Origin of the sequence: Novipirellula sp. (genome assembly GCF_041583735.1) — a bacterium.
GTDB lineage: Bacteria > Planctomycetota > Planctomycetia > Pirellulales > Pirellulaceae > Novipirellula.
The window spans coordinates 1-13363 of the sequence record NZ_JBFHFD010000201.1; the positions used below are offsets into that span (position 1 = coordinate 1).

General features: G+C 56.1%; 9 protein-coding genes and 1 pseudogene. 7 read left to right on the top strand and 3 right to left on the bottom strand.

Features of this window, described 5'->3' with window-relative positions; genetic code table 11:
• Positions 1 to 230: 230 nt before the first annotated feature.
• A complete protein-coding gene (locus tag ABX962_RS16115; protein ID WP_372721077.1) occupies positions 231 to 797 on the bottom strand; it encodes a sigma-70 family RNA polymerase sigma factor in 567 nt (188 codons plus the stop codon).
• 530 nt (positions 798 to 1327) lie between these two features.
• Here ABX962_RS16115 and ABX962_RS16120 point away from each other — a divergent pair.
• The 4 genes from ABX962_RS16120 to ABX962_RS16135 all read left to right on the top strand — a co-directional run bounded on the left by ABX962_RS16120 (position 1328) and on the right by ABX962_RS16135 (position 6861).
• Positions 1328 to 1747 carry a GntR family transcriptional regulator gene (locus tag ABX962_RS16120; protein ID WP_372721078.1) on the top strand — a complete coding sequence of 140 codons (420 nt, stop codon included), beginning with the start codon at positions 1328 to 1330 and terminating at the stop codon, positions 1745 to 1747.
• A gap of 70 nt (positions 1748 to 1817) precedes the next feature.
• Positions 1818 to 2744: an ABC transporter ATP-binding protein gene (locus ABX962_RS16125; protein ID WP_372721079.1), complete on the top strand. Its 927-nt coding sequence runs from the start codon at positions 1818 to 1820 to the stop codon at positions 2742 to 2744.
• Positions 2745 to 2816: 72 nt separating this feature from the next.
• The gene (locus tag ABX962_RS16130; protein WP_372721080.1) at positions 2817 to 5144 is read left to right on the top strand and encodes a hypothetical protein; all 2328 of its coding nucleotides are present in this window, start codon (positions 2817 to 2819) and stop codon (positions 5142 to 5144) included.
• A 412-nt stretch (positions 5145 to 5556) separates the two neighbouring features.
• On the top strand, positions 5557 to 6861 hold the full coding sequence (locus ABX962_RS16135) for a Gfo/Idh/MocA family protein (RefSeq protein WP_372721081.1): 1305 nt from the start codon (positions 5557 to 5559) through the stop codon (positions 6859 to 6861).
• 70 nt (positions 6862 to 6931) lie between these two features.
• Here the strand turns inward: ABX962_RS16135 and ABX962_RS16140 are convergent, their stop codons facing one another.
• The gene (locus tag ABX962_RS16140; protein ID WP_372721082.1) at positions 6932 to 8308 is read right to left on the bottom strand and encodes a beta-ketoacyl synthase; all 1377 of its coding nucleotides are present in this window, start codon (positions 8306 to 8308) and stop codon (positions 6932 to 6934) included.
• A 224-nt stretch (positions 8309 to 8532) separates the two neighbouring features.
• On the bottom strand, positions 8533 to 9663 hold the full coding sequence (locus ABX962_RS16145) for an N-acetyltransferase (protein ID WP_372721083.1): 1131 nt from the start codon (positions 9661 to 9663) through the stop codon (positions 8533 to 8535).
• Between the two features lie 92 nt (positions 9664 to 9755).
• On the opposite strand from ABX962_RS16145, the gene ABX962_RS16150 reads away from it, so the two are divergent.
• The 3 genes and pseudogenes from ABX962_RS16150 to ABX962_RS16160 form a co-directional block, all read left to right on the top strand.
• Entirely contained in the window at positions 9756 to 10622 is an 867-nt protein-coding gene (locus tag ABX962_RS16150) for a TrmH family RNA methyltransferase (RefSeq protein WP_372721084.1), read from the top strand.
• 368 nt (positions 10623 to 10990) lie between these two features.
• Positions 10991 to 12781 carry a pilus assembly protein N-terminal domain-containing protein gene (locus tag ABX962_RS16155; protein WP_372721085.1) on the top strand — a complete coding sequence of 597 codons (1791 nt, stop codon included), beginning with the start codon at positions 10991 to 10993 and terminating at the stop codon, positions 12779 to 12781.
• 88 nt (positions 12782 to 12869) lie between these two features.
• Positions 12870 to 13363: pseudogene (locus tag ABX962_RS16160) on the top strand (hypothetical protein); the annotation flags it as partial.

Here is a 13363-nt window from a genome sequence, read left to right on the forward strand (position 1 = left end):
CGGTGTGACGATCGAGGTAGCCCTCGATGCTTTGCCAGGGCCTGAGTTTGCCAGGCTATCTGAATGTGCCAGGGCCCCCAGAATGTGCCAGGGTCCCAGAATGGCAGGGGCTAAAAAATGGGGGGGCGGTCGCAGCGGAAGTCGTGCATTACTTTCGCTGTATTTGCCGCGTGATCCAAAGACCCGCGCGATCCCAATATTCGAGCGATCCCAACATTCGCTCGCGAGGGCTAAGAGGCTTCGCCACGCATCTTGGATCGAGCCCGGCTCAAAACGGGGCCAATACTGTTTTCGGCCATGCCAACACTCTGGCTGATTTCTTGGTAACTCTTACCCTCAAGATGGTACATCCGCACCACATTGGCTTCTTGCGGATCGAGCCGCAGCATCAACTGCTGGACCTCTTCGCGATTCTCGATCCGTGACTGATGCCCGTTGTCCCCGGCGGTGTCAAGATTGACGGTGTCGAGTTGGCTGGCGGTTTTCAGACCGACTTGCGACGTTGCCAAGCGGCGCGCAATCACACGACGAGCGACCACGGTCAGATAGGTTGCCAACGAACAATTACGGCGGAAACGACGCAGCACACCAAAATCGTTGGCGATCAACGCCAGAAAAACTTCGGCGACCAGATCATCACGCGTCGATTGATCCAACGCTATTCCACGCGATTCAGCCGTGTGGTTAGCCACGTGGACCACCAAACCCAAAAACCGATCGACAAAGTTCTGCCAAGCGCGCGGGGCACGCTCAAGGCATCTTTGCAGAAACTGGCGGTCAACCTCGGAAAGACTCACTGGCGTGATACCAAAACGAATGAGAAATCAATTGCAACGAATTCACGTAACGAAACTCAGCCCCACCCCCCATTATGACAAGCGGAGACGGTCGAGTCATTTCCACGAGTAAAAAAACAGCGAGCAAAAAACGATTTGCCTGTTTTTAAGCCGGGGGACTCTACCTAAGCATGGTAGGTACGGGAGACGCCATTCGCAAGCATTAACCCTATATTCTGCACCGCATCCACCCTTGCCCCCCAATGGCACCGTCACATCGGGTGGTTCCAAGCGAAAACAGGCAGGCTGGGCGAAACCCCGCATCCCACTTCGATCCGCATCCCACTTCGATCCGCACGCTCGCGAACGATCCTTGTCGCCCCCCCATCGCCAGGGGTCCGCCCCAGTCCCACCAACCGCCTCTCGCCCCAGGAACGTCATCGCAACGGACAATCGACTTGCCTCTGCCGCGAGCACGGTGTACCATGACACCAGTACACGCAGTGCGATGTTGGCAGTGTCCCCTGTTTTTGACGTAGCTTGAGGCGGCCATGTTCTTTTCGATCGAAACGAGCGGCGACATCCCGATCTACGAGCAGATTGTTCGTCAGGTTAAATTGGCGGTCGCCGACGGGGTGCTCTCGGGCGGCCAGATGCTGCCGAGCGTACGACAATTGGCAGCCGATTTGGCGATCAATTCCAACACGATCGCCCGTGCGTATCAGGAACTGCAAAATGATCGCGTGCTCGAGCCGCTCCGCGGCCGCGGGATGGTCGTCCGCCGCGATGCCCTGGCTCGCTGTACCAAAGCCCGCAACACGCTGGTTGCCGAGGGAGTCCGCCGTGCGCTTGCCGACGCGATTGCTGGCGGAATGAGTCCAGCCGAGCTGCGAGAACTCTTCGAAACCGAGCTCGCCAAACAAGCCAAACTGGGTTCGCCCCTGAATGCCGGAGAGGAGTCATGCGATTGATAGGTATTTGGTTTGATGCCGTTCCTACTTGCGAATCCTCTCCCCAACCGTCTTCTCTAGGATCACACAAATGCAATCGGTAATCTCGCTGCGTCATATCAGCAAACGCTACGGCAACACGATGGCGATTGATAACGTCAACCTCGAAGTGCCTGCGGGAGTCGTGTTCGCACTGCTGGGCGAAAACGGGGCAGGCAAAACGACGATGATTCGAATTTTGACTGGTTTTCTAAAACCCGATTTTGGAGCGGCTAGCGTACTGGGGTATCCCTGTGACACCGCGGGGCTCGAGATTCGCAAATCGATCGGCTACGTCTCGGACGCCCCCGCACTTTATGAATGGATGTCATCGGGTGAGATTGGTTGGTTCACGTCGGCGTTTTATCCCGAGGGTTTTCTTGAGCGTTACCGAGAATTGATCGCCGAATTCGACGTCCCCGAAGGCGTTCGTTTAAAGAGTCTCAGCAAGGGGCAACGCGCGAAAGTCGCATTGGCATTGGCGATCGCCCACGATCCCTCGCTATTGATTTTGGACGAACCGACCAGCGGACTTGATCCGATGGTACGGCGTCAATTCTTGGAATCGATGGTGGACCGCGCCGCGCTGGGACGCACTGTGTTGCTAAGCAGTCACCAGATTAGCGAAGTCGAGCGGGTCGCCGATTGGATTGCAATTCTGCATCAAGGCGAGCTGAAACTGGTTCAACCTTTGGATGTATTGCGACAGTCAACCTCGATCGTCGTCGCAACGCTGGACGATGCGATCGCAACCGTGGAATTGCCTGAGGGACAAGTGCTTTCCGAATCACGCAGCGGACGCCAAGTTCGCTGGATCGTCAAGGATTTGTCCGACGATTGGCAATCGCGTTATGGCGAAGCATCGGGTGTCAAGAATTTGTCGGCAAGCCAAGCATCGCTGGAAGAAATTTTCATCGCAGTGTGTGGCCGTCACGAACGCCGCACGATTCGTGATGCAAAAATGAACGCACCCATCTGATCAAGATTTACGGAGCCTCCGCCGCGCATCGCTGATCCGTCCTGTGGAAATCACTCGAGTTAGAGTACGACGATGAAACAATTGCTTTGGAAAGATCTGATCACGCTTCGCCCGCTCGCCATCGCAGTCGTTGCGGGGATTCTGCTGTTCCAACTTTTCATCACTGCGGGACAGTTCATTTTTAGCGACGTCCAATTCGACATTGATCCCTATCTGCTGGTGTGGATATTGATGCCCAATTTGATGGCGATGGGCACTCCGGCGATGTTGGTCGGTAACGAAGAAGAGGCGAGAACATTTCAGTGGCTGCGAACGTTGCCGGTTCGCTGGCAGCGGATTGTCGATGTCAAGTTTCTCGTCGGGCTCGCCGGCTTGCTTACGATTTGGGCTGTCGCTTCACTTGTGATGGCGATTGCGGTGCTTTTGATCGACGACGCTTCGTCGCCGATGGCGGACGATGTGTTGCATCCAATCGGAGTTACGCGACTGCTGTTTTTCAGTGTATTGCTGCTGATTTGCGGATTCATCACGGCGTATCTCGTTCGTTCGCCGATGGGCGGTTTGATCCTGTTGGTCCCTGTGATTCTGTTGGCCTCATGGTTTGCGGTCGGGGTGGTGCAGACGATTTTATTTGGCCACTTCGACGTCTATGGCTCGCTCAATAATGTCAGCAAGAGTGCGATTCAGAAGTCGGCGATCTTCGCCCTGGGCTATCTCTTTGTGCTATGGTGCATCCAGCGTCTGCTGGGACGTCGACGGCTCGTCTCGGTGGAACGAGCGCCGCTGTTAGTTTCCCACGAGATCGTTCGCCCTTATCAACCACCGATTGAGCAGGTGTTGAAACGACCGAGTCGAGTGTATGCGTTGCTATGGCAACAGCTCGAGCAAACTAAGTGGTTCTTGGGAATGTTGACGTTTGCCGGTTTCGTGGTGTTGTTCGCGTGGTACATCAGCCCGCAACGCCAAGACGCACACATACAAATCTTGGCGCAAGTTGCGTTAGGGGTGATTTCGTCTTGGTTGGGGGCACTCGCGTTTTATGGCGACACGGTGCGAGGCCGTTCGGTCTATTTTGCGGACCATGGCGTTCGCCCCAGTATGATTTGGGGCACTCGGATCGGGCCGCCGCTGGTGTGTTGTTTGTTCTTGGCTGGCGTCGGCGTTTGGATGAGCGGCGGAGCGAGCATGGCGGCCATCCTATTCGCGGCATTTGCCTTTGGCCAACTCGCAGCCACGGTCACCCCGCGGGCGACACTTGGGCTGCTGACCGCGCCGCTTTACCCGGCGTTTAGCCTCAGCATCCTGGCGCCGTTTTTTGGCCTTTACCCAAACTACATTTACACGGTCATCTTTATCTTCCCCGTGTTACTGCTGGCAACATGGCGGATCTCCAGCCGCTGGCTCGAACAGCGCCGAGACGTGTGGTTCCAGTGGACCGTGATCGCGTTCGTCTTGATCGCATTTGTCACTCCGATGGTGATTGTGGCCGGTTTGCGTTACAGCAGCATGCCCTCGATCGATTCGAATTGGCGAGCAGAGATGTCTCAGCGAAGTCTTGCGATTGCAAAGATGCAGACGAAGTTCGAGCAGGATGAATTCAGCAAAACCGTTTCTGTTTCAATCTTTGCCCCCGATTACCGCGAGCCTGATTTCGGGAACCTGAACGAACGCTTGCTTGCCGAGCTCGAGGATCTGCAGGAGATCGGAGACGAGGTCAAATATGGTGAAATCAATGCCTTGTTTCGCATCGAAGAGATCCTCCTCCGACAACAAGGATGGACGGTCGACGAGATCGCCGAGATGAAGCGGAACGCGCTAAAGGTGCTGGCGACGTGGGCTGACGTCGTTCGCAAAAAAGCAACTCACGGCGCGAGTACGCTTTATCAGGTATCCTCGGTTGCGGACTTTAGCGAAGAGTACTTGCTGCGTTACGTCGACACGATCCAAGGAACCGACGAACAGATTTCCGAAATTGTTTCGCGGATTCCCGACGAGGAACTGCGACGGAGGTCACGAACGGTGGCACTCCTGCAAGCTTGGGACGATTACCAGCGTCATCCATGGAAAAAAGTCACCGTCGATACGTGGCGGTACGAACGTCGCTTTGCCAACAAGGTCTTGAATGATCCCACGACGTTTCTAAGTCTCGAGCGAGCACGCAGCGACCGCTTCCTCGACGAGGCCGTTCAATTGACGCTCGATCAACTGGAACATGGGTTGCCTCGCGATGGTTCGCCGGAATTTGAACGACGAGCGGATTACTGGACGGAGTTTGCCGGCCCGCGGGTGTTCAAAAACGTGTACAACGCTCCACAGTTTGCCGATTTGTTTCAAAACTGGACGCTCGATCACGAAACCGCGATAGGCGTGTTACGCCAACGGTACTCACAATCGGACTGATCTGGCCCTCCTCGGCGAGCCACCTTACTGGTGGAGACTGCTGAAATAAAATTGGGCGTTGCGGCAAGCGTACTGTCACTTCTCCCAAACGCAGGTTTGGGAAAGGTGACTCGCTACAGCTACTCGAACATCACCCAACTGTTTCCAAAGTAGATTCGATTGAGCTAACACAGCCCCGCAGACGTGTGGAATCGGAGCATGAGCTTTTTCGGGTGAGATTAAGCGGAATTCGTCTTGGTGCACTGCGCAAGCTGAACAATTGGAGTGGGATGGCGTAATATGGGAAAACGCTTCCCCGCCGCCTCGGCTCAACGCGACTTTCGCGTGCACAGCGTCTATAATTGGCTGTGAAACGACTGTAAAATTCGATTTCCCACAACTGACTTGCTTAATTCCACAAGGATTTTCACTGATGCAGAACCCTCCTTCTCGCCGCAAATTCCTCAAACAATCCACGGTTGCTGCAGCGGGTGCCGCAGCGATCGCAACCAATGTCGCTCGCACGGCTCACGCTGCGGGAAGCGATGAAATCAAATTTGTTGTCATCGGATGTGGCGGACGTGGGTCCGGTGCCGCCGCCAACATTATGAACACCAAGGGCAACGTCAAACTGGTTGCCGTGGCCGATGCGTTCCAAAACAAGGCGGAATACGCTGTCAAACGTTTGGCTCAGACGCACAAAGACAAAGTCGCCGTTCCTCAGGACCAAATTTTCGCGGGGCTTGATGCCTACAAGAAAGCAATCGACACCGATTGTGACTTGGTCGTGATCGCAACTCCTCCCGGATTCAAGCCTCAGCAGTTCGAGTATGCGATCGAAAAGAATCGCCACGTGTTCATGGAAAAACCGGTCGCTTCGGACGCTCCCGGCGTTCAACGCGTCTTGGCGGCGGTCGAAGAGTCCAAGAAGAAGAACCGCATGGTCGGCATCGGACTGCAACGTCGTCACGAGCCACGGTACATCGAAACGATCAAACGAATTCACGACGGTGCAATCGGCGATGTGATCGCCCAACGTGTTTATTGGAACGGCGGCGGCATCTGGTACCGCAATCGTGACAAGGACATGACCGAAATGGCATTCCAAACCAATAACTGGTACCACTTCAACTGGCTCTCGGGCGACCAGATCTGTGAACAACACATCCACAACCTGGACGTCGGTTGCTGGGTCAAGGATGCGTACCCGGTCGAATGCAACGGCATGGGTGGCCGCGAACAACGTGAAGGTGGCGATGCGACCAAGTCACAGATCTTTGATCACACGTTCTGTGAGTACACGTTTGCCGACGGAAGCAAGATGTTCAGCCAAGGCCGTCACTTGGCGGGTGGTTGGAACCACGTCGGTGAGTTCGCTCACGGCACCAAAGGATCGGCTGACCCCTCGGGCAAGATCGAAGGGGAAAACCCGTGGAAATTCAGCGGCGAAAGCCCTGGTGGACATCAACAAGAGCAACACGATTTGATCGAAGCTCTGATGCGAGGCGACATCTACAACGAAGGGGAATACGGTGCAAAATCGACCTTCACCGCGATCCTCGGTCGCGAAGCCTGTTACTCGGGCAAAGTCATCAAGTGGGACGATCTGATGAAGAAGGGTGCGAATCTGAGCCCCGGAATCGACGAGTACACGCTGGAAAGCGATCCTCCCGTGATGCCTGGTCCCAACGGCGAATACCCTGTGCCCGTTCCCGGTAAACACAGCCCATTCGCGTAACGCGTTTGCCTAGAATTGAATGACCCAAGGCGGCTTTGAACCTCGGTTCCAAGCCGCTTTTTTATTGGAATCACACCTCTGCCAAGACGGTCGCGATTGCGGCGCCTTCGGATGTGTGACTGAGACACAGCAGATGAGATTTCTGTAGCGGCTGAGCTTCGCAAACGACTGGCTCTGTGGTTTGCGAACCGTCAAATTTCAGCGACGGTGGAATTTGCTTGTGCTTCAGCGCCAGCACGCCGACCAAGATCTCGATCGATCCACTGGCCGCACCGGTGTGCCCGAGCGTCGCGATCGGCGTCACCACAGGCACGTTGGGTAGACACGACTGCAGAGCTTGGCGTTCTTGGATATCGATCACCGGATCGCCCATCGCGTGCGAAACCACCATCCCGATGTCGTCCGCCTTCAGGTTTGCTTTGCGCATGGCATCGCTGACGGCCAACTTGATCGCTGCGGCGGATCCCCGGATGCCAGGCGTGGTGATGTCACAGGTTCGCTTGACAAGCTGCATCCCTTCGGACGCGACAAACCGCGAGGTCATCGCAACCACTTCCGCAATCGGCTTCGCACCTCGCTGTAGTGCCGCATCGAGACATTCCAGCACAAACACGGCCGCTCCTTCGCCTCCGACAACCCCTTTTGCAGTGGGATCGAAGGGACGTGATGCTTTGGCGATATTCGTAGTGGTCTCGGCGATGGGCAGGTCATTGCGGTAATTCAGCCGCGTGGCATTGATCCGCGTGCCAGCGGCACCGCTGATCATGCAGGTTGCGATTCCGCGCGTCAGGCACGAGATCGCCTCGTCCAATGCGGCGGGTCCCGAGGTGTCACCGAGCACAAGCGTGTTGTTGGGGCCATGGGCATTGATCGCGATGCCGACGTGACAGGCGGGCATGTTGGGCAAGTATTTCAGCATCCACAGCGGCATCACGCTTCGCATCGCCGCTTCGCCAAACCGGGACTCATCCATCGATCCGTCTTCGTCGAGACATTTCTGGAACGCCTCGGCCAGTTCGGTGGGGGGGCCGTACAACATCTCGCTGCCAAAAACGGTGCCGATGTCTTTGGGGGCAAACGAAACCGAATCAGCCTCCGATGCGGTGGAATCCGCGTCCGATTCGACGGCAGGAAAGACCGAATCGAGTCCGGCATCCTCAATCGCCATCATCGAAGCGACGTAGGCGAGTTGAATCTCGCGAGACATCACCTTCAATGCCTTGCGAGGCTTGACGAACTGTTTTCCGTCAAACCCGACGATCGGGGCGCCGATCCAAAGCCCGTCGTTTTCGTGTCCCTCCGGCGGAGTGGGGCCGTCATCATCACGATCGGCGAGCGATCGCACGCCGGAATCCCCGCGAAGAAACGCAGCGAAGAAGTCTTGATGTCCCAGTCCGATCGCAGACGCCACGCCCGCTCCGGTAATGACAATTCGGTTTTCCGGCATGTTCGAGTTTATGGCGATAAGGGTAGCAGTGGCGATTTGGACGAGTAAACGAGCGACAAGCGTCAAAGTATGATTACCCAGACACAAGCTGACCAGGGTTGTAGTCTAACTGGTGCAACTTCGCAGGGGGCGTGCCGGAGGAGGGTCGGTTTGTAGCGAACAAGCCGGCGATGACGCGAGCATGACGCGAGGTCGCCCCCACCGGCAATGCCCAGCGGGGGGTATCACGCCAAGGAACGATCGTACAATCGATGCGTTTTGGTGCGGGTTGCCCCGCCACGCTCGATCGTGCCTCGCGAGAGCGAATTACTCTCCAAAACCCAAGAAAACTCGCCAATCTGGATGCCAAACGCGATCGCATCGGGCAGGATTCGCGAGAGCGTGACCAATCCAAGCCCCCATTTTTGGTACTCCGGCAACACATTCGTGCTGATCAATCGAAGCCGATCGATCTTGCGTTTGCCCGTTAGCAGTTTCAGCCAGCCGAACGGGAACAGCTTTCCATCGATTTGGCGGATGATTTGGTTGTAATCGAGCAAACCAAAGCCAGCGCCGACAGGCCGCCCATCGATCTCGGCGATGCTGGTCAATTCAGGCACGATCAAATGCTTTAATCCATCGCTCTGCACTTTGATTTCCGCCTCGCTCATCGGGACATAGCCCCACGTTCGCTGCAGCGATTGATTGTAAATTTCCAAGAACGAGCGAACGTCTTCTTTAAATCGTTTGCGATCAATCGGCCGGCAATTCACTTTAAATCGACGTGTCGCCTCTTCGATTACGAACGCCAATTTGGGATCCAAGTCTTCGAGGATATCCATGTGCGCGTCGTAGCTGAACAGATCCTGAACCTTTTCAAAGCCTGATTCGAGGAACAAGCGTTCGTAGTAGGGGTGGTGATAGGGGATCATAAACGTGGGCGACGAATCAAACCCGTCCACCAACAACCCGACCTCGTAATTCAGACTCGGATGAACCGGGCCGCGGACATCGGTCATCCCTTGTTGTCGCAGCCAATCAAAGGCATGCTGGAACAGCAATTTGCTTGCTTCGCTGTCGTCTTCGCATTCAAAGAATCCGACAAAGCCACGTTTTTCGTTGTGGCAACGATTGTGAGCATGATTGACGACGGCGAGAATGCGACCGACCGCACGTCCATCGCGGCGGACCAGAAATGCTTGGCGATCGGCGTCGTCATAAAACGGATGGTGTTTAAAACCAACGATTTTTCGACGTTCGGCCCATAGCGGTGGCACCCAGTAGGGGTTGTCCCGATAGAGTTCCCGCTCCAAATCGAGAAATTCCTTTTGGTCGCGTTTCGAGCTGACTACGTCACAGATTGGCATCTTGCTCATCTCGTCGATTTTCCGTTTTCCAGAGTCACAATGTTAAAAGGCCGTGTTGATGCCGACGCGAGCCTATCATCAACGTCTATCAAGAGTTTGGCATGAGCGATTCGGAGCCCCTGATTCTTCGCAGCCCCGCAAACCCCACCGTACGACGCCTGATCCGACTAAGGGATAATCGTACACGACGACGCGAGAAGCGTCTGCTTGTCGATGGATGGCGGGAAACGCTGCAAGCGATCGATGCCGGTTTGGATCTAGTCGGGCTGTATCTGCCCGAATCGAGTCCAGCGGATCCGAATCACGCAGCGGCGAAGCAGGAAACCGCAGGCCACGACCCGAGAGTTCGTATCGTCATTGAAAAAGCCAAGACTTCACAAACGATTCGAGTTGTTTCGGATGCCATCATGTCGCGAATCGCTTATGGCGAGTCGCCTCGCGGGGTGGTCAGCGAATTTGTGCAGCCGGACCATTCGCTCGACAAACTCTCGCTACCACCGAACGCTTTGGTCTTGGTGCTGGACAGCTTAGAAAAGCCGGGAAATATCGGTGCCGTTTTCCGCTGTGCCGACGCCGCTGGCGTGGATGCCGTGATTTTATGTGGGGGAGGAAGCGATATCTACAATCCCAATGCGATCCGCAGCAGCCTCGGGACCGTCTTTCAAATCCCGACGGCGGTGGGCAGCGAATCCGACGTCGCACGCTTTTTGTACGACCAGAAAGTCCGCCTGATTGCCGCCCGCGTCGAATCGTCGGATGAACTATGGGCGACCGATTTTTCGGGCTCGATTGCGATCATTGTCGGCAGCGAAGCCAATGGACTTGGCTCACGATGGCAGCGTGATGGCGACGGAAACACCATCACCGGGGTGCGAATTCCAATGTTTGGCAAAGTGGATAGTCTAAATGTTTCAGTTTCGGCAGCCGTGGTGCTCTTTGAAGCGAGACGCAACCGCCCTCGAAGCTGACGTAGCCTCCCAAAAGGTGGTTCGATGCGATAAATCCAGCAAAATTTGACCCGTCATCCCCCCTTGCTGATGTGAAAACAAGCCTGATATCAGGCATTTTGTGCATGATCCGAATGACTTGTACGACGCAAACGACCGGCCGAGCCGTCAGAATCGTTAATGTCCTTGCAGATCGCATCCGATAACTAGAGCAACCGGAAGACTCGTGTAATTTTGCAGGTTTCTTTCATGGTGTGCCGAGGGGGGTGCATCAACTCGTTCGGACGCAAGGATGCGGCATGCGTGACAGTAGAACAATCTCGAAGAATCGACGACGGACCCGAGCACGGGCCGCTCTCAGCTTGCTCGTCATCGCAGCAAGCTCGTCATTGATTGCTCCATCAATGGTATTCGCCAGCGAACCGGCGATGCTGGCACCTGGGGCAACTCGCTTCCAAATGATGCCACCGTTGCCGCTGCAAACGATCCAGCAAACGGGGCATTACTCACAAGCGGGTCAACAAAACACAGCCGCTCAGCCCGGAGTCCGAGCCAATCCCTTCTTTGACAACGAAGAGGTGAGCAAGTCGGATTCGCCGATCCAATTGGCATCCGGCGATGACCAACCCGCCATTCGGCTCAAACCGATCGGCGCTGCGATTGGACTGCAACCGATTGGAAGCCCTAAAATTGTGCGTCCCTCGGGCGCGGCAATGACGATCGAAAAGCCGCCTGCCGCTGCGGTCCGGACCAACCCGCTGATCGGTTCGTCGCATCACGTAAACGGTGACCTTGTTGATGCGGTCGTCGCCACCCCGGTGGAGCCGTCAATGACTTCGGCACCCGTCACTTCGACAAATCGCCCCACGGCATTGTCCGCCGATGTTGCAGCCACCGCGCCGTCGATGGTGATTTCAATGGTGACGCCGCCCGTGATCGACACGGAGAACGCATTCCAGCAAAACACATCGCTTGCACAAGACGATTCGCCATTGCACCCCATCGAGTTTGCGGCGGTTCCCCAGGGCGAACCCACCGCAAAACCCGATAGCGGCGACGTCGAACTCGTTTCCGATTCGGAGCCCGTTTTCTTCTCGTTCTCGGATGACAGCGAAGGATTGTCGACAACCGACAATGCGACCGCAGCCCCCAGCATCGAGATGAATCATGATGGGATGGTTTCCGAAGCGATCGCACCGGAGGTGTTGGCTACCGAGCCGATCACTACCGAGCCGATCGCAATCGAACCAGCACCAATGGAGGCGGTAACGAAGCATCCCGAAAGCGTGGCTTTGCCGAATCCTGCAGCAAATCACGTCGAGTCCAACATCGACGACAATACCGACGAAATCGCATCGGAACTTCCTGCTCCTGTCTCGATCGAGGATCCTGCCGAGCCGCAGTTCCCGGCGGTCACCCTACAACCGTTAAGCGATGTTGCCACGTCGCCAGCGGAGTTGATGGAGCTGTCGGACCGTGACACGCTGCAGCGACGCAGCCCCTCGATCAACGTGGCCCCCGAGATCAACCAACGAGCCGGACAAGCTCGCAAACCAGCGAAACGATATCGTCCACCGGTTGCAGTGGAATCTCCGCCACTGGGATTCGAGCGAATTACCGAGCAAGCATCCCTTGGCACGGTGCAGCCGGTGAGCCCACCGACGCTCAACGGATCTCATGGCGATGCACCCGAGAACGAGTTTACCGGGAAGGTCTCGCAGCCGGCCGGCAGCCCGATTCCGCTGTACATGACCCAAGCTCAGGTCCGTTCGCTGACCATTGGTGGCGAACTGCGGCGCGTCAGCATCGAAGACCAAAACGTGTGTCGTGCGATTGCCTCGGGCAGCAACGAATTGAAGTTAATCGGAGCGGGACGAGGCGTTACCCGTCTGGTCGTGTGGGCAGATGGAACCCCCGACGCTCCGTCAAGAGTCCAACATTTTGATGTGCATGTACAAGACGCAGTGGAAGCGACCGGCGACACGATCGGCGACAAAGCAGAGCTGCTCACGCGAACGATTCAACAATCGTTTCCCGACAGCCGCGTGCGAGTCATCACCGAGGGTGACCACTTGGTCATTAGCGGATCGTGTACAAGCGAGGAAACCGCAACGAAGATCCTTCGTCTGGTTCGCAAGACTTGTTTAATTCCTGTGCATGACGAACTGAAGGTTCGCTAGTTTGCACTGCCCATTACTTTCCCGTCATTCAAACCGGTCAATACCCAGCGGTGCACTCCAAGGCACTAAGAGTCTACGAGGTTCGATCATGAAGATCCATTCGATACTAAAACACTTCAGTAGCACAGCCGCCCGCAATTTAGCGGTTTGTGGACTGCTCGCCGGCACGTTGACCGCATCGGACGTCTACGCAGACCCAGGTTTGCGAAGCGTGTTTGATCGCTCTGCGGCATCCCCATCCGGGGCGGCTCCGAAATCATTCATCCACGGCGACCAAGCGTTCCGAGTCGTGAACGCTTCGGGGTATCAAAGCGGTGCGGGATCCAATCAAGTCGCGACCGTCGGGCATCTGCCCGAAACGGCGGCCGAGGGCTCGGTGATCCAAACCAGCTGCCATTCGTGTGGCACAAGCTGTGGTGGAGCTTGCGGATCAAGCTACGGTGGTGGCTTTGCTGGCGGCTACGGTGACTACTCTGCGATGAACCTTAACGGCGAATACGGCAGCTGCGGCGTCGCTTGCAAACCGTACTGGTACATCCGCGGCGAAGCGGTTTACATGGAACTCAATTCGAGCGACCGCTC